The following is a 16,383-nucleotide window of genomic DNA, read 5'->3' as shown; positions in this document are numbered from 1 at the left end:
GGGGGGTATGCATGGCGGCTGATACGTGAGAGCAAGAAGGGGACATCGTGGAGATTGCGATAACTCCGCCCGTCGACAGACGATTTGCCGTCTCGCTGTTCTCCCGTTTAAGGACGGCCAAGGGCCAGGCAAATCCCTTCCCGATCTACGGGGAGCTGCGGTCGAGGGGCGGAGTCGTCGCAGCCCCCTGGGGCGGACATCTGGTCACCGCATTCGACGTGTGCGACCAGGTGCTGCGCAGCCGTGACTGGCTGGAGCCCGACGCGCGCTGGCGGGAGCAGCAGGGCGACGGCACGCGCTGGACGGCCCCGTCCTCGCGTGAGATGAGCCGGACACTGCCCGCGCTCAACCCTCCGGAGCACACCTGGGTGCGCCGGTCGGCGGGCATGTTCGACCGCACCACCCTGGAGCAACTGCGCGGGACGGTGGGCCGGAGCACGACCCGGCTCCTCGACTCGCTCGCCGAGCGGCTGCACGACGGCGAGGCGGACTTCAACGCCCTGGTCGGCGAGGAGCTGCCCGTCGCCACCATCGGGCACTGGCTCGGGCTGCCCACCGCCGACTTCCCCCGGCTGCGGGAGCTGACCCACGACCAGGTCTTCACCCAGGAACTGCTGCCGTCGGCCAGCCAGCTGGCGAAGTCGGACGCGGCCACGGCGGAGCTGCGGACCTACTTCATGGACCTGGTGCGCCGGCGCCGGGCCCGCCCCGGCGACGACCCCGTCTCGCGGTGGATCACGCTGTGGGACGCCTTGGAGAGCGACCAGGACAAGGCGGACGAAGCCGTCTACTTCCTGGCGTTGTTCGTGCTGCTGGCCGCGCTGGAGACGACCGCCACGCTGCTGTCGACGATGACGCTCCTGCTGCTGGAACATCCCCGGCAGTGGGACTGGCTCACCGTCCACCCCGAACTCGTGCCCGCCGCCGTCGAAGAATCGTTGCGCTACGACCCGCCCACGCATGTCATCAGCCGCGTCTCCTCCCGGGACGGCGTCCTCGGCGGCGTCGAGGTCCGCAAGGACGAGATGGTCCACCTCATGGTGGGCGCGGCCAACCGGGACCCGGCCAAGCACGAGGATCCCGAACTGTTCAACCTGCACCGCAAACCGGCGCACCTCGCCTTCAGCGGTGGCATCCACTACTGCCTCGGGGCTCCCCTGGCCCGTATGGAGGCACAGACCCTGCTCCACCAGCTGGTCAGGCGCTTCCCCCGCCTCACCCTCGTACGCAGACCGACCTGGGCACCGCGTGTGGCCTTCAGGCGCCTGCTGAACCTGGACGTCGCCCTCTCATGACCGACATGATCAACACCTCCCCCCACTTCCCCTACAAGGCGCTGCACGTCGAACACGACGGGCCGGTCCTCCGGGTCCGTCTCAACCCCCCGGCACAGGACGGCACGCTGACCGTCGCCGCACTCGACGATCTCGCCACCCTCCTCCACAGCCTCCACGACCGGCCCGACATCCGGGTGCTGATCCTCTCCGCCGCGGGTGCGGACTTCTGTCTCGGCGCCGACCGGGTCGAGTACCAGGCGGCGCTGGCCGAGGACCCGACCGGAGCCGCCATGCGCCGGATCGCGGACAAGGCCTACCGTGTGTGCGACGCACTGGAGAACACGCACGCGGTCACCGTCGCCAGACTCCACGGCAAGGTGGTGGGTGCCGGTCTCGCGCTCGCCTCCTTCTGCGACCTGCGCGCCGGAGCCGACAGCTGCCGGTTCCGCATGCCCGAGATCGGCCTCGGCCTGCCGCCCGCCTGGGGAGGCGCCATGGGCCGTCTGATCGTCGAGGGCGGCGCCGCCAGGATCCGCGAACTCATGCTCACCTGCGAGACCTTCGACGCGGCCGCCGCCCACCGGCTCGGCCTCCTGCACAAGGTCGCACCACTCGACGAACTGGACGCGGCCGTGGGCGCCTGGGTACGCCCGATCCTGCGGCGCTCACCCGAAGCCCTCACCCTGACCAAGCGCATGTTCGCGGGCTACGCGCGCGCCAACCGCACGGCCGACGTGGCCCTGCTGGACGCGCACCTCCTCACCGCACAGCTGGGCCAGGCCCGCCCGCAGCGCGTGGCCGAGCACTCGTAGGGAAAGCGCCCGGTCGACGGCGACCGGGCGGCATCCTCCCCCAACTGCTGCTCCCTTGGCGGACCTTCGGGTGCGTGGTAGCTTCACACGGTGTCCAAGATCGAGATCGACGCGGTGACGGCCGAGTTCTTCGGCGCCTTCGACAACCGCGGCGGCAGACCGGCCGACGTGGCACGCATCCGCAGGCTCGTCCTCCCCTCCGGCGTCATCGTCATGACGGGACCGGACTTCACCGTCTACACCGTGGACGAGTTCATCGAGCCCCGCCGGCAGTTGCTCTCCGACGGCCGGCTCGTCGAGTTCTCGGAGTGGGAGACCTCCGAACACACCGAGATCGTGGGCGACATCGCTTCCCGTGTGAGTGAGTACCGCAAGTCCGGAATCATGAACGGCGAGCCCTACGAGGGCGGCGGTACCAAGACCCTGCAGTTCGTGCGCACTCCGCACGGCTGGCGCATCGCGGCACTCGCCTGGTTCGACCGGACGTGAGGACGGAGCGCCGCCTGCGTCGCCTCGCCGTGGGTGAGACGGTCTGGTACTGGTCCGTCCGGCAGCACATCGCGCCCGCTTACGAGGACTGCCGCCTCACCCTGTCCTTCTTCACCGGCAGAACCGCCGAGAACGCCGGCCGCCGGCTCTCCCTGGTCTTCGCTCCTCGCGCGAACGGGGTGGTCTCCAACACGTACTTCGAGTCCGGCACCGTGGTGCGCCTGCCGGACCGCAGCCACCTCAATCTCTACGAGCCCGGAACGGTACGCCGCCTCCTGGACGCCGCGGCGCCCGCCCTGGAGGCACAGCCGGCCGCGCGGAACGCAACGGTGGACGGCTGGCCGTACTTCGCCGAGGCCGTCGACCGCGCGGACCGGGCGGCCGGCGGCCACGAACCCGCGTGAGGCGGGCCGTACCGGGGTGGCACGGCCCGTCTCCGGTCGCAGGCGGACGGTTCTCGGACGGTCAGTGCACCTTGTTCAGCTTGTCGAGCGCCTTGGCGAGGCCGTTGGCCCACAGCTGGTTGACCCGGGCTCGCTCGGCCGAGTTCGGGTAGCGGTTGGTGCAGGACGTGCCCGGGCCGCCGCCCGACATCAGCTCGCTGCACGGGCCGCTGTAGTGGTCCGGCAGGCCCAGCACGTGACCGGTCTCGTGCGCGGCGACGCGGATCGAGTCGTACTGCCGGTTCTGCGCGTAGTCGAGGAAGATGTAGCCGTTGCCGTGACCGTCCGTGGAGGCGTAGGACCCCTCGGGGTCGTTGCCCTCGTAGTAGGCGAAGTCGGCGCCGCCCGAGGTCGCCTGCAGCTTGACGTTCGATACGGAGCTGTTCCATATCGACGCGGCGCTCGATATCTGCGAACGGAAGCTCGGCGCCTGGGAGGCGTCGTAGTAGACGGTCACCGACCGCAGGTGCGGGTGCGCCGCCTGCTTCTCGGCGACCGAGGCCAGCACGGCCTCGAAGAACGCCTTGCTGTTGCCGGCCTCGCCGGCGTGGCCCGTGTAGCGGGCGTGCGGCGTGGCGGTGGAGCCGGTGGTCTGGGCGCTCGCCGGGATCGCGGTGCCCAGTGCGGCGAACGCCAGGCCCAGGCCGAGCGCCAGCGCTCTCCTGGAGGCCTTCGCGGCAGGGGAGGACGTACGGATCGACGTCATGTGGGGGGTGCTCCTACTCGTTCGTGTGGGGTGGTGAACGATCGGTTGCCCCTGAGTTTCCGCCGCCCCGGCGGCCGGCGGATGATGGCAACTGGGGATAGCGCCCGGCTATCACGCCCAACTCCAGCCGTTCCGTTGGCGTTTGAACATCTGGCGCCCCATCAGCCCCTGCCCTTACGCTCCGTGCATGGAGCTCGAGGTGAGGCACTTGCGCGTTCTGTGCGCCATCGCCGACGCCGGCAGTCTGCACCAGGCCGCTCGCGAACTGGGCATGGCCCAGCCCTCGTTGAGCACCCAGCTGCGCCGTATCGAGCAGACGCTCGGCGGCCGGCTCTTCACCCGTGACCGTACCGGCAGCCGCCTCACCCCGCTGGGCCACCTCGTGGTCAGCCGCGCCCGGCCGCTCGTCGCCGAACTCGCCGCGATCGTGGCCGAGGCGAGGGCAGCGGCCGCTCGCGCGGCGGGCGGTCCCCGGCTGCGCATCGGCGCCACGGCCAGCCGGGCCCTGCCGGGCTGGCTCCGCCGGTTGCGCGCCCGGGTCCCGGCGGTCGACCCCAGCCTCCGGATGGACGTGTCCGCGAACGCCCTGCTGCGGATGGTCGCCGAGGGCGGGCTCGACCTGGCCTTCGTGCACGAGGTCGAGGGCAGCCCGCTGCGTGTCCCGGCCGGGCTGCGCCTGCGGGTCCTGGTGGAGCGCGAACCGCAGTTCGTCACCCTGGCCGCCGACCACCCCGCGGCGGCGCAGCGCGAGATACCCCTGACCGACCTCGCCCACGAGCGCTGGATGATCGACTCCTCCGTCGACGGCGAGTGGGACGGTCTGTGCCGGGTGCTGCGCAAGGCCGGGATCGAACCCGACCTGCTGCACGGCGACTATCTCAGCGCCTACTCCCTGGCCGCCATCGGCGAGGTCGTGACCGTCAGCCAGCCGACCGCGCGCCCCCGCCCCGACCTCGCCGTCCGGCCGCTGCAGGGCGACCCGATAGGGGTGCGGCTGCTGCTCGCGGCCCGGACGGCGGCCGAACTCGACCACGGCGCCCGAGAGCTGGAGGAGGCCTACTGGGAGGCGGCCCACCAGGCCCCGGCGTATCAGGAATGGCTGGAGCGCCGAAGACCCGGACCACCGGCCCGGCCGCTCCGCCCGGTTCGGACCTGAGGGCGCCGCGCCCACGGACTGTCGCCGCTCGGCCGGGCGATGAGTTCCGGGAGTCCGCGGGGTCTGTTACGCGTCGAGTACCCGGCACCCGCCCGGAAGGACCCGCGCAGTGACGAACATCCACGTGACCGAATCGGACCTGGAGCTGCCCGACGGGCGCAGACTGCACGTCTACGACACCGGCGCCGGCCCATCCGGCGCTCTCCCCGTCTTCTGGCATCACGGCACACCCAACGTGGGCCTGCCGCCCAGGCCCCTCTTCCCCGCCTCGGCCCGGCTCGGGGTCCGCTGGGTGTCGTACGACCGCCCCGGATACGGCGGTTCGACCCCGCTCGACGGCCGCGGCATCGCATCGGCCGCCGCCGACGTCGCCCGCATCGCCGATGCGCTCGGCATCGACCGCTTCGCCGTCATGGGTCACTCCGGGGGCGCCTCGCACGCCCTGGCGTGTGCCGCCGTACTGCCGGAACGGGTGCTCGGCGTGGTCGAGGTGTCGGGTCTGGCCCCGTTCGACGCCGAGGGGCTCGACTGGTTCGCCGGCATGGCCACGTCCTGCCGGGCGTCACTGACCGCGGCCGCCACGGGCCGCGAGGCGAAGGAGCAGTACGAGGCGGAGGCGGTCTACGACCCCGGGATGTTCACCTCGGCCGACCACGCGGCCCTGGCCGGTGACTGGTCCTGGTTCGAGGAGGTCGTGAAGCCGGCCGTGGCCGCAGGTCCGGGCGGACTCGTCGACGACGACCTGGCCCACGTTCACGCGTGGGGCTGCGACCCCGGGTCGGTCACCGCGCCGGTCCTCGTCCTGCACGGGGGTCGGGACAGGATCGTGCCGAGCACCCACGGCGAGTGGCTGGCGAACCGCTGCCCACGCTCGGAACTCCGGCTTCGCCCGGACGACGGCCACCTCTCCGTCCTGAGCGACGCGGCCGCGGCCCTGGAGTGGCTGGTTCGGCACGCCAGGCGGTGACCTGCGGCCCGGGCTCCGTACAACCATCAGGCGATGACGGAGGTCTCCCGTGCGGGAACGCGCGTTCCCGCACGGTTCAGCTGTCCGTGGCAGTCGATTCACACAGAGGATTTCATGCCCCCCACGCTCTCCGGCCCCCGTTTACTCCGCCAGACCGCCGGTGCTCTCGGCGCCGTCGCCCTGATCGCGCTCGGGGCCGCGCCCGCCGGCGCCGCCGACGCGAGACCCGGTCTGGTGCTGGGCAGGATCGCGCCGCTCGACGGAGTGCGCCCCGGCGCCGAGGTCACGGTCCCGGCCTCCTTCACCAACACCGGTAGCGAGGCGCTCGGCAAGGTGTGGATGTCCTACTCCGTCACCCGCGGGCTCAGCCACACCGAGGTGCCCGCCAACTGCCTGCGCTACGAGATCCCGTCCTTCGACGAGGCGCCCAGTTCCTCGGACGTGGTCTGCGAGTTCGACCAGCAGGTGAAGCCCGGTGTCGTCTACGCACCCGACCGGACCCTGACCCTGAAGGCACTCGACCGCGCCCTCTACGACGAGCTGCGGGTGACGGTCGCCGCGTACGACCCCGCGTTCACGGACGCCGGCCCGCCGCCCGTGCGGGGTACGGGCCCGGCGGTGAAGCTGGTCGAGCGGCCCGACGAGACTCCGGCCGCACCCGGCTCCGCCCGGCACGAGGAGTGGGACGCGGCGACCGTGAAGGTGACCGCGAAGAACACGGCCGACTTCCAGGTGACCGGCGCCCGGCTCGAGGGAAGGGTCGGGGACACGGTCCCGCTGGTGGTGAGGTTCACCAACGCCGGGCCCGGCTGGGTGCTGCGCGAGATCGGCGCGGGGGCGACCCGCGTGCACATCACCGTGCCGGCCGGTACGTCGGTCGCCAAGACCGACGGGTTCTGCAAGAGCGTGGGGTCGCGGACGTACGAGTGCGGCACCAGCGAGGCGTGGGTCGACGAGAACAGCGGCGAGACGTACGAGTTCCGGCTGAAGATCAACAAGCTGGTGGCCGGGGCCAAGGGCTCGGTGGCACTCGCGGGAGAGCCCCGGCCGTTCGACACCGACAAGGCGAACGACACCGCGGACATCCGGCTCGACGTGTCCGGTGACGGCTCCACGGGCGGCAGCGGCTCGACGGGGTCCACCGGCGGCTCCACCGGCGGGTCCGCCACGGGGTCCACCGGTGATGCGGGGTCCACCGGTGATTCGGGGTCCGGCACCGGGTCGGGGTCCGGGTCCGGTTCGGCTTCCGGATCCTCCTCCGGCACCACGGGCGGCACCGCCACCACCGGCACCTCGGGATCCGCCGCCACGGGCGGCAACCTGGCGAGCACCGGTACCGGCTCGGTCCTGCCGCTCGCGGCCGCCGCGGCCGGGGCCGTGGTCCTCGGCACGGGCACCGTCCTGGTGGTACGCCGACGCGCCGGGCGACGGGACTGACGAGCGGCGGGGCGGGCCTCGGCCCGCCCCGCACGGTCAGTAGCTGGAGCCCAGCGTCCGTGTCGTGTAGGCGCATTCCGTGTAGATGTACCCGGACCGGAGCTTGGCCGTGTCCGAGGCCGGCGTCGCGGTGCTGTCACCGTGCGGCTTGTGCACGAAGTACGTGGTGCCGACGGGGAGACTGAGCGTCCGCTGCGGATAGTTCTTGCCGCCGTTGCAGGGCTTGAAGCCGATCCTCAGCGTGTCTGCGAGGCCGTACGACTTGCAGCTGCCGCACCCCTTGAGTGTGAAGCTGCCGGTGACCGGTCCGGTGTAGAGGACGGTGACGTCGTCGGGGCTGTCGTTCTTGACCGTGACGGTGATGCTGCCGCCGGAGGCGGTGGTGGGCAGCTTCTTCCCGGCGGCCGGCAGGGTCTGGGCCACCTCGGCTCCGATGGCGATCTTCTTGGCCCGGTCCCGGTTCTTGCCGTTCCTGTTGTCGGAGACGTACTGCTCCATCGTCTTCTGGGCCGCGTCGAAGTCGCGGTCCCGGTACTGGTCGACGCCGCAGGCGTACTCCCCCGCGTCGCCGCTCCGGTCGGCCCGGTCGGCGGACTGCGTGAGACCGTCGGCCGCACTGCCCGCCGACCCCGAGAGGTCCGTGATCCGGGTGTTCAGGTCGCGCAGCTTCTCGACGGCGGCGCAGGGGGCGCCGCCGTCGACGTCCTTCTCGGCCTTCTTCACCGCCGCGTCCACGGCGGGTGCGACCTTCGCCGCCGGCCCGGACTGCGGGAAGGTGGTCAGCAGGTCGTCGAAGCGTGTGACCCAGTCCGCCTGACCCGCCGTCAGGCCCGCCCGTCCGCACTCGTACAACGAGGTGGCGAGCCGGTCGTCGGGCCACTGGCCGAGCGAGCCGAGTTCCTTCTTCGGCATGAAGCGGGGCACCGTGCGCAGGTACTTCAGCGGCTCGATGGCGTCGCAGTACTCCTGGTGCCCGTAGGCCGCGCCGACCGTGGTGTAGAAGCTCCGCATGCGGTCGGGCACCTGGGCGGCGGCGCGGGAGCCGGAGTGCTCGGCCGCCAGGTCCCGGTAGATCTCCAGAGCCGAGCCGTAGTCGCCCCGGGCGGTGGCGAACCTGTGCCGGCCGGCCTTGGTCACCAGATGGTCGGCCTGGTCCAGGCGGTCGAGGAGCGCCTGCTGCACGGCTTCCTCGTGCGCGTCGTCGTACCAGACCACGCCACCTGCGGGTACGGTCAGCAGCAGTACGCCGAGCAGGAGGGCGAGGGGCGCTCGGCCCGGCCAGGTGAGCCGGGTGCGCAGTCCGGCGATCGCTCCGTGGACGGCGGCCGCCAGCAGGAGCAGGACGTAGACGGTGAGCGCGGCCCCCGGGACGCCGTCGGCGTCGGCGGGCAGGGCCACGAACAGCAGGACGGCGGTCGCCGCCAGGCAGGCGGCCGTCAGGACCCATCTTCGCAGGAGTGCGTACCCGAGGCCGAGTCCGCTCAGGTTGAGTACGGCGACGGCTGCCGCCCGCCCGCCGTCGGGCGGCGCGGGCGGTGGCGCCGAGGGCATCGGTGGTACGGCGAATCCCTGGTGCGGACCGTACGGATCGGACATGCTGGTCTCCCCCCGTCAACTTCCCCCGAAATACTGCGGATCGGCAGTGTAAGGCTGGGGCCACGGACCTGACAGAGGGTGTCCGGACATTGGTCCGGCCGGTACGGAGGGCCTGGTGACGGCGCGGCAGGGCCCTCCGCCCGTGCCTGCCGCCAGGAAGGACGAACGGTAGTCGATGACACCGGTGCCGAACGGGACCATGTCGTAGCCCATGCCGCCGGTGGTGTTGACGACGCGGTCCTTCGTGTGGAACAGCGGGTAGCGCTTGTCGTGACGGGTGACCAGGGCGGCCGGGTCGAAGACGTCCGTCCGTGTGGAGCCGTCGTGGGCGGTGCGGGTGCGGAACTTGTACTGGGCGACGTGCGCCCGGAGGACGTCCGTCTCCAGCCGGATCAGCCGGGGGTCCGTGACGGCCAGGAAGTACTCCGGCTAGCGGATGCCGACTGCGGGTCGGGCAGCCCTGCGCGGCGGGCGATCGCGCCGAGCGCGCGCCGCTTGTCGGCGGCCACGTCCCAGTCGGCCTTGCAGGAGCTGCGTCGACCCGCTGCCGCCCGAGCTGGGCGGCCCGCGCGGCGGCCACCGAGCAGCGCCCGGGACCCCGCAGGTCACCCGGGTGGGCGCGGGACCGTCCGCCGGCGGACGGCACCTCCGGGAAGAGCCGGACGGTCCAGGAGCCGGGGCCCGGCGAAGGTGTTTCCCGCCCGTTGCGGTCCCGTCCACTCCGCTGTCCGGGCAGCCGGACCCCGGCCACGTGACACTTGAGGGAAGCGACGGACGAGCGGGGCCGGGAGGCGAGGGCGGTGATCGCGGTCAATCCGACCGACAGCGCCTCGCTGCTCGCTGCCTTCGGTGCGCTGGGCGTCCTGGCGGTGATCTTCGCCGAGTCGTCCCTGCTGGTCGTCGGCTTCTTCCTGCCGGGTGACACGCTGCTGTTCCCGGCCGGTGTGCTGTGCGCGGCGAGCGCTCAGCAGCCGGCGCGGCTGGTGCTGTGGCAGGTCCTGCTGTGCGCGGCCGTCGGCGCCGTGGCGGGCGGCCAGGCGGGCTATCTGCTCGGGCGGCACGGCGGGCGCCCCCTGCTGGCCCGCACCTCGCGGCGGCGGGTGAAGGAGGGCACGGCCCGGGCGGAACGGATGCTGGCCCGCTACGGATACCGCAAGGCGCTGGTGCTCGGCCGCTTCGTCCCGATGCTGCGCTCCGTGCTGCACCCGGCGGCCGGCGCGCTCGGCGTCCCTGTGCGGACGTTCACCGTCTGGCAGACCCTCGGCGGCCTGCTCTGGTCCCAGAGCCTGGTACTCGCCGGATATCTCCTGGGTTCCTCGGCGTCCCGCGTCGACGAGTACCTGTTGCCGTTGGTCGCGCTCATCGTCGTCGTCTCCCTGCTGCCACTGCTGGTGGAGGCCCGCCGAACGCGGCGCGAGCGGCGGGCCTCCGGTCGGACCGAGGGTTGACCGTGGTCAGCCGAGCCCCCAGGCGAGGCCGAGCCGGTAGGCGGCGCAGAGGTGGACGTCGAGGACGTACGGGGCCGCGGTGCCACAGCCGGTCGCCGGGTCGACGGGCTGCCCGTGGCCCATTCCGGTGACGCTGTAGGTCTCCACCACGGCCTGCCCGGCGGGGGTCCGGTAGACCTGGTGCGGGTACCCCGCCACGGTGTCGGAGACGTCCGCGCTCTGATCGGCACCCTGGACGTCGGTCCACTGCCTGACCAGGTCCGTCATGTTGGACGGCTTCACCGTGGCGTCGGCGGAGCCCTGGAGGACGGTGAGCGTGGGCCAGGGGCCGGTGTATCCGGGGCGGGCCCTGCGGACCCGGTCGCCCCACTGGGCCGGGATCTGATTCGCCCACCCGTACATGCACGGGTAAGGTCCACCGGCCGCCTCGGAGCAGCCGTACGGCAGCCCGGCGACGATGCCGGCCGCCCGGAACTTCTCGGGGTAGGCCGCCATCATCACCGCCGTCATACCGCCCCCGGCGGACAGGCCGGTGACGAACACCCGCGAGGGGTCGCCCTGGACGTCGGCGAGTTGGCGGTCCACCATCTGCGCGATCGAGGCGGCCTCGCCGTCCCCGCGCTCGATGTCCCCGGACCGGAACCAGTCGAAGCACTTGCCGAGGTTGTTGCCCGCGGACTGCTGCGGGACCACGACGGAGAAGTGCCGGCGGTCCGCGAGCGTGGTCCAGCCGCTGCTGACGGCGTACCCGGCGTCCTGGGTGCAGCCGTGCAGGGCGACGACGACGGGGGCGTTCGCCGGCAGATCCGGGGGGTCGTAGCGGAACATGCGCAGCGCACCGGGATTGGAACCGAACCCGGTGACTTCGCCGAGGGAGGCGGCAGCGGCCGCCGTGCGGGGGGTGAGGAGTCCGGCGGCCAAGGCGGCCACGAGGGCCACCAGGGCGGCTGTCAGGCGTGCGGCTCTGGTCTGCATGGCCGCAGATGCTAGGAGCCTGGCACGGCTGCGCTTATGGGGCCGGACCCCATAGTGCGGTCGCCACGAGTGGGCCCGGCAGCGGGCTCGGCACGTCAGTGAGACGTCACCGTCGCGTCAGCGGGGTCCGGCACCGTAGTTGATGTGAACGGCACGGGAATCCGGAAGCCGGGAACAGGGAGAGGTGCCCGGAGTGGCTGATCGGGGACCTACGAGCACGCCTCAAGGTCGGGCCCCACGGGGCCCACGCAGGTTCAAATCCTGCCCTCTCCGCCCACCACAACCTTGATCTGCTCCTTATTTGCCAGATGCCCCATTTGTCCGATTACTCTGGGGGGCTGTTGCCCCGTGCCCGCCCGGGCGGGCACGGGAAGTCCGGCTGAGGGAAGGAGCACGAAAGGCATGCGCAGTGCACGGATATCCGCCCTCGCTATGCCCTTCGGACGAGCCGGCTGCGCCGACGCCGCGCGGGCGACGGTGGCAGCAGGGCTGACCTGGCAGGTGTGCGTGAACCTGCTGCACACACCCCATCCTTATGTGGGCGCCGTGGCGGCACTGCTCATCGTCGAGGCGACGGTGGTGCGCACGGTCGCCGCGGCGACCCGGTACGCCGCGGGATGCCTGCTCGGCGTGGCCGTCGCCGTACCCGCCGCCCTGTACGTCGAGCCGGGAATGGCGGGTCTCGGCCTCGTCGTCTTCGCCTCGGTGCTGCTGGCCCGGCACGAGCTGCTCGGCCACCAGGGCCTGCATCTGCCGACGACGGCACTGATCACCTTCGCCCTGGTCCGTGGCCGGCATCCCGCCGAGGTGGTCTCCCACCTCGCCGAGATCATGCTGGGCATCGCGTTCGGCCTGGCGTGCAGCGCGTTGCTGTTCCCGGCCGTACGGGTCCGGTCCGCGGAGCACGCCGTGGAGCGGCTGCGCACTCTGCTCGCCCGCCACCTGGACGGTCTGGCCGACGCGGTCGCCCGGCGGGAGCGGCCGCGGAACGTGCTCGGCTCCGGCTGGGAGCGGGAACTCGACGTCGCGCTGGCGGAAGCCCGTACCGCCGTGGACGAGGCGCACGAGAGCGTGCGCTGGAACGTACGCCCCATCGCTCGGCGCCGCCGCTGGCACCTGGACCGCCGCGTCATGGGGACGCTGGCCGACGTGGAGCAGCAGGTGTGCGCGGCCGGACGCATCCTCGACACGCGACCCGCGGTGAACCGGCCCGGTCCGCCGGGCGAGGGCGCTCCCGCCGCCGACGGGTTCGCCGGGCCGTACGCGGGGTTGTTGCGTACGACGGCCCTGTGCGTCTACGGCTGCCGGGGCGGGCGGCCCCACCCCGCGCTGCCGGCGGCCCGGCACGCCCTCGCCCGTCTGGACAGACCCGACCGTGACTCACCGGTCGACCGTGAGCAGGACCGCCATCTCGTCCATCACCTGGACGCGGTCCTGTCCTGCCTGACCACCTCCGTACCCGCTCCGACCCGGCAGCACCGGGTGCTCAGCCCGCTGCGGCCCGCACAGCGACGATGACCTCTCACCCCACGGATCACCCGCACGGCGACACCGCGCCCACCGACCTCACCGGCCCCGCCCCGCCCGTCCGGACCCGGCTGCCCCTCACCCCGGCCCCCGTCCTGCTCCTGGTTGCCGTCGCCCTCACCGACCTGCTGACGCCGGACTGGCTCCATGTCTCGCCGGTGATGGCCGCCGTGCCGGTCCTGGCCGCAGCCCTGCTCCCCATGTGGGCGACGACGGCCCTCGCCTGCGCCGCGCTCGCCCTGACGGCGCTGCTGCAGATGGCCGCGGGGCAGCTCGGCCGCCCCGACTCGGACGTCGTCCTGGGCACCCTGGCCGTGGTCGGGCTCGCCTCCCTCGCCACCTGCTCGCTGCGCCGGCGCCGGGAACGGCAGCTGCGGCAGGTCCGCTCCGTCGCGGAGACGGCACAGCGTGCGCTGATGCACCCGCTGCCGGGCCGGATCCGCTCGCTGGCCCTGTGCGGCGTCTACCTGCCGGCCGAGTCGGAGGCCCGGATCGGCGGCGACTTCTACGAGGCGCTGAAGACGCCCTACGGCACCCGCATCCTCATCGGCGACGTGCGGGGCAAGGGGCTGACGGCCGTCGAGGCATCCGCGAACCTGCTCGGCGCGTTCCGGGAGCTGGCCGACCGTGAGGCGTCCCTGGCCAGGGTGGCCCAGGGCCTGGACTCGCGCGCCCGACGGGAGATCGCGGCACTGGACGGCCAGGGCACGCAGGCGCTGTTCACGGAACGGTTCGCGACCGCCCTGCTGGTGGAGTTCCCGCCCGGCGAGGCGGTCGCCCGCATCGTCCACTGCGGTCATCCCGAGCCGCTCGTGGTGCGCGCGGGCCAGGTCCGGGCTCACCTGCCCGACCGGCCCGGGCCACCGCTCGGACTCGGCGACCTCCTGGCCGTGGAACCGGTCGCGACAACGCTGCCCTTCGCCCCGGGCGACCGGCTCCTGCTGTACACGGACGGATTCGTCGAGGCCCGGGACCGCCGGGGCCGGTTCTACGACCTCCCCGCCCACGCCCGTACCCACGCGGACCGCCCGCTGCCCGCCATGGTCTCCGCCCTGCGCCGAGCCCTCCTGCACCACGTCGACGGCGACCTCGGCGACGACGCGGCGCTGGTGGCACTGGAGCGGCTGCCGTGAGAGCGCCTTCAGGTGCCGAGGGGCGAGCCGGCCAGATCCGCGTGCGTGACGTGCAACCCGTCCGAGTGCGGCCGCGGGTGACGACCCCTCAGCTCCACGAAGACCTCGCGGAGCGCGTCCACCGCCTGCTCCGAAGGCGTTCGCCGAGCGCCGCCGGGAAGTCGGCGCCCACGCTGGACGATCACAGCCATCGCCAGCGCTGCCGAGGCCAGTGCCGGCCAGGAAACCCTGCGTGTCGAGCAGCTGTTCAGCGAACCGCGCTGGGTCGCCCTGTCCGCCACGCACCCGCCGGCCGCACGCGACACCGTCGCCTTCCGCGAGCTGTGGGACGAGCCGTTCGTCGCCGCTCCGCGGGAGACCGGAGCGTGGCGCGACCACTGGCCGGCCGCCGACGAGCGCGAGGGCCGGCCCGTCCGCGTCGGCGCGGTGACCGAGCAGCCCGACGACTGGCTGAACGCCATCGCGAGCGGCTACGGGATCGCCCTCGCGCCCGAGTCCGCCGCACGGTTCTACGCCCGGCCCGGCATCGTGTACCGACCGGTCACCAGGGTGAGTCCGACGCGGGTGGGCGTGGCCTGGGCACCCGCCGACGACCGCAATCCGGTCGTACAGGACTTCGTCCGCTGCTGCCTCGACCTGGCAGGACAGGCGTGCACACCGGCCTGGACCGGTGAGCGGCTCCGGCCTCCCAGCCCTCGTACGCGGCTTTGTCCCCCGCCCGGCCCAATCCCGGTCCGCCGGAAGGGCGAGCACCCGTGAGGGGTGTGACCGTGGTGGAAGGAATCGGCGGGTGCACCTGTAACGAGGAGGCGGAATGGCCGGGACGGGCGGCGTGAGTGGCGTGGCGTGTACCGCCGTGACGGGCAACGACCCGTCCGGCGACGCCTTCGCGCAGGTGAGCGCGGTCGCCGATGCCGTCCTCTACGAGGGCTACCTGCTCTACCCGTACCGCCGCTCCTCGGCCAAGAACCGCGTCCGCTGGCAGTTCGGGGTGCTGTTGCCCCGGGACTGGGCGGAGGCGGACGGGCCCCTCACCCCGGGCCTCTCCGGCTCCGCGGACTCCTGGTACCAGCAGACCGAGTGCCTGGTGCGGGTGCGGCAGCCCGGAGCGGTCGTGCGGGTGCGGGTGCGATACCTCCAGATGCAGCACAAGCAGGTGCAAGCGGCCGGTACGGACGGGCAGTACCGCCCGGTCGAGTCCCTGCGGACGGACGACGGCACGGCCCATCTCACCTTCGACGAGGCGGTGCCGCACGAGGTCGGCTTCGAGTGGCCGCTGGCCGATCTGCTGCGCGGCGAGTGCCGAGCCGAGGCCGGGGCGCCGCCCGGTGAGGAGACGGAGCCGCTGCCCGGGGGTGCCGGGCGCGTCGTGCGGCGACGTGAACAGGTCCGGGCCCGTACGACGGTCGTGGCCGAGCGGGTCACCGACGACGTCTGCCGGCTGCGGGTGCGCACCGAGAACACCGGGCGCGCACCGGATGTCCAGGCCGCCCGGGGCGATGCGCTGCGGCATGCGCTGCTCGCCGCGCACACCCTGCTCGGCGGCGAGGGCGTGGAGTTCGTCTCCCTGATCGATCCGCCCACGGATCTGCAGGCCCCCGCGCGCGACTGCCGCAACGCGTTCACCTTTCCTGTCCTGGGCGGCGAGCCGCAGGAGACGGGACCGGTCGGTCGGGTCGTCCTGTCCTCCCCGATCATCCTCCCGGACCGTCCGCAGGTGGCGCCGGAGAGCCCGGGCGACCTGCACGACGCGGCGGAGATCGACGAGATCCTGACGCTGCGCACCATGCTCCTGACGGACGAGGAGAAGGCCGAGGCGCGGGCCACCGACCCGCGGGCCGCGCGGATCCTGGACCGTGTCGACAGCATGCCCCAGGAGGTCTTCGCCCGACTGCACGGCGCCATCCGCTCACTCACTCCGGTCACACCCGCCGCCGTCGCCGAGGACCCGGCCGAACGGCCCGCGTGGTGGCAGGAGGGCGCCGACCAGGGGCTCTCCCCGACGACCGACACGGTGCTCGTGGACGGCGTACCCGTCGGCGGTGGCAGCCGGGTGCGGCTGCGGCCGCGCGGCCGGGGTGCCGACGCCCAGGACATGTTCCTGGACGGGCGGACCGCGCGGGTGGCCGCGGTCTTCCACGACGTGGACGGCAGCGTGCACCTCGCGGTGACCGTCGACGACGATCCCGCGGCCGAACTGCACGGCTGGTACGGCCGTTTCCACTACTTCCGGCCCGACGAGGTCGAACCGCTCGGCGGCGCACACGCGCCGGGTCCCGCCGACCCGGTCCACCCACCCCGGCCGCAGTCCCCGCGGCCCCGATGTCCGGCCGACGGGCCGGAGGAGGGACGGCTCGATGGACACCCCTGACCTGCCGGCGCACGCCGCTCACCGACTCCCCCACCGACCGCAGCAA

14 protein-coding genes and 3 pseudogenes are annotated in these 16,383 nt (G+C 72.8%); 13 read left to right on the top strand and 4 right to left on the bottom strand.

Annotated features, from left to right (window positions below):
• The first annotated feature begins 47 nt into the window (after positions 1-47).
• The 4 genes from FB157_RS34300 (at position 48) to FB157_RS34285 (ending at position 2,982) form a co-directional block, all read left to right on the top strand.
• Positions 48-1,295, top strand: coding sequence for a cytochrome P450 (locus FB157_RS34300; protein ID WP_145884575.1), 1,248 nt, complete (start codon positions 48-50; stop codon positions 1,293-1,295).
• Positions 1,292-2,089: an enoyl-CoA hydratase/isomerase family protein gene (locus tag FB157_RS34295; protein WP_145884574.1), complete on the top strand. Its 798-nt coding sequence runs from the start codon at positions 1,292-1,294 to the stop codon at positions 2,087-2,089. The genes FB157_RS34300 and FB157_RS34295 overlap by 4 nt, the downstream gene beginning before the upstream one ends.
• A gap of 90 nt (positions 2,090-2,179) precedes the next feature.
• Entirely contained in the window at positions 2,180-2,578 is a 399-nt protein-coding gene (locus tag FB157_RS34290; RefSeq protein ID WP_145884573.1) for a nuclear transport factor 2 family protein, read from the top strand.
• Complete coding sequence (locus FB157_RS34285; RefSeq protein ID WP_145884572.1) at positions 2,575-2,982, top strand: hypothetical protein; 408 nt, start codon at positions 2,575-2,577, stop codon at positions 2,980-2,982. Before FB157_RS34290 ends, FB157_RS34285 begins: the two co-directional genes overlap by 4 nt.
• A 61-nt stretch (positions 2,983-3,043) precedes the next feature.
• Here the strand turns inward: FB157_RS34285 and snpA are convergent, their stop codons facing one another.
• On the bottom strand, positions 3,044-3,727 hold the full coding sequence (gene snpA, locus FB157_RS34280; RefSeq protein ID WP_145884571.1) for a snapalysin: 684 nt from the start codon (positions 3,725-3,727) through the stop codon (positions 3,044-3,046).
• Between the two features lie 187 nt (positions 3,728-3,914).
• On the opposite strand from snpA, the gene FB157_RS34275 reads away from it, so the two are divergent.
• From FB157_RS34275 to FB157_RS34265, 3 genes are all read left to right on the top strand, one after another.
• On the top strand, positions 3,915-4,883 hold the full coding sequence (locus FB157_RS34275; RefSeq protein ID WP_145884570.1) for a LysR family transcriptional regulator: 969 nt from the start codon (positions 3,915-3,917) through the stop codon (positions 4,881-4,883).
• A 118-nt stretch (positions 4,884-5,001) separates the two neighbouring features.
• Entirely contained in the window at positions 5,002-5,850 is an 849-nt protein-coding gene (locus FB157_RS34270; RefSeq protein WP_222440994.1) for an alpha/beta fold hydrolase, read from the top strand.
• Between the two features lie 114 nt (positions 5,851-5,964).
• Positions 5,965-7,287, top strand: coding sequence for a hypothetical protein (locus FB157_RS34265; protein ID WP_145884569.1), 1,323 nt, complete (start codon positions 5,965-5,967; stop codon positions 7,285-7,287).
• Between the two features lie 36 nt (positions 7,288-7,323).
• Here FB157_RS34265 and FB157_RS34260 read toward each other — a convergent pair whose 3' ends face one another.
• A complete protein-coding gene (locus FB157_RS34260) occupies positions 7,324-8,883 on the bottom strand; it encodes a hypothetical protein (RefSeq protein ID WP_145884568.1) in 1,560 nt (519 codons plus the stop codon).
• 144 nt (positions 8,884-9,027) lie between these two features.
• Positions 9,028-9,416: pseudogene (locus FB157_RS48870) on the bottom strand (sugar phosphate isomerase/epimerase); the annotation flags it as partial.
• A 267-nt stretch (positions 9,417-9,683) separates the two neighbouring features.
• Here FB157_RS48870 and FB157_RS34250 point away from each other — a divergent pair.
• Positions 9,684-10,331: a DedA family protein gene (locus tag FB157_RS34250; protein ID WP_145884626.1), complete on the top strand. Its 648-nt coding sequence runs from the start codon at positions 9,684-9,686 to the stop codon at positions 10,329-10,331.
• Positions 10,332-10,337: 6 nt separating this feature from the next.
• Here FB157_RS34250 and FB157_RS34245 read toward each other — a convergent pair whose 3' ends face one another.
• Complete coding sequence (locus tag FB157_RS34245; RefSeq protein WP_145884567.1) at positions 10,338-11,306, bottom strand: PHB depolymerase family esterase; 969 nt, start codon at positions 11,304-11,306, stop codon at positions 10,338-10,340.
• Positions 11,307-11,484: 178 nt separating this feature from the next.
• On the opposite strand from FB157_RS34245, the pseudogene FB157_RS47665 reads away from it, so the two are divergent.
• The 5 genes and pseudogenes from FB157_RS47665 to FB157_RS34225 all read left to right on the top strand — a co-directional run bounded on the left by FB157_RS47665 (position 11,485) and on the right by FB157_RS34225 (position 16,337).
• Positions 11,485-11,579 (top strand): annotated as a pseudogene (locus FB157_RS47665).
• 129 nt (positions 11,580-11,708) lie between these two features.
• Complete coding sequence (locus FB157_RS34240) at positions 11,709-12,824, top strand: FUSC family protein (protein ID WP_145884566.1); 1,116 nt, start codon at positions 11,709-11,711, stop codon at positions 12,822-12,824.
• Positions 12,821-13,966: a PP2C family protein-serine/threonine phosphatase gene (locus tag FB157_RS34235; RefSeq protein ID WP_145884565.1), complete on the top strand. Its 1,146-nt coding sequence runs from the start codon at positions 12,821-12,823 to the stop codon at positions 13,964-13,966. Before FB157_RS34240 ends, FB157_RS34235 begins: the two co-directional genes overlap by 4 nt.
• 216 nt (positions 13,967-14,182) lie before the next feature.
• Positions 14,183-14,599 (top strand): annotated as a pseudogene (locus FB157_RS34230) (LysR family substrate-binding domain-containing protein); the annotation flags it as partial.
• A gap of 181 nt (positions 14,600-14,780) precedes the next feature.
• On the top strand, positions 14,781-16,337 hold the full coding sequence (locus FB157_RS34225; RefSeq protein ID WP_145884563.1) for a hypothetical protein: 1,557 nt from the start codon (positions 14,781-14,783) through the stop codon (positions 16,335-16,337).
• The last annotated feature ends 46 nt before the right edge of the window (positions 16,338-16,383 follow it).

The sequence above is a fragment of the Streptomyces sp. BK340 genome (genome assembly GCF_007827595.1).
In the GTDB taxonomy this organism is placed as follows: Bacteria; Actinomycetota; Actinomycetes; order Streptomycetales; family Streptomycetaceae; genus Streptomyces.
Note: the sequence above shows the minus strand (reverse complement) of the source record. Positions and strands in the feature narration are given on the sequence as shown.

What these genes read in the sequence shown, in the direction of transcription:
- FB157_RS34295 (WP_145884574.1), top strand. Translation starts at nt 1,292, where the DNA reads ATGACCGACATGATCAACACCTCCCCCCACTTCCCCTACAAGGCGCTG.
- snpA (WP_145884571.1), bottom strand. Translation starts at nt 3,727, where the DNA reads ATGACGTCGATCCGTACGTCCTCCCCTGCCGCGAAGGCCTCCAGGAGA.
- FB157_RS34275 (WP_145884570.1), top strand. Translation starts at nt 3,915, where the DNA reads ATGGAGCTCGAGGTGAGGCACTTGCGCGTTCTGTGCGCCATCGCCGAC.
- FB157_RS34265 (WP_145884569.1), top strand. Translation starts at nt 5,965, where the DNA reads ATGCCCCCCACGCTCTCCGGCCCCCGTTTACTCCGCCAGACCGCCGGT.
- FB157_RS34260 (WP_145884568.1), bottom strand. Translation starts at nt 8,883, where the DNA reads ATGTCCGATCCGTACGGTCCGCACCAGGGATTCGCCGTACCACCGATG.
- FB157_RS34245 (WP_145884567.1), bottom strand. Translation starts at nt 11,306, where the DNA reads ATGCAGACCAGAGCCGCACGCCTGACAGCCGCCCTGGTGGCCCTCGTG.
- FB157_RS34240 (WP_145884566.1), top strand. Translation starts at nt 11,709, where the DNA reads ATGCGCAGTGCACGGATATCCGCCCTCGCTATGCCCTTCGGACGAGCC.
- FB157_RS34235 (WP_145884565.1), top strand. Translation starts at nt 12,821, where the DNA reads ATGACCTCTCACCCCACGGATCACCCGCACGGCGACACCGCGCCCACC.
- FB157_RS34225 (WP_145884563.1), top strand. Translation starts at nt 14,781, where the DNA reads ATGGCCGGGACGGGCGGCGTGAGTGGCGTGGCGTGTACCGCCGTGACG.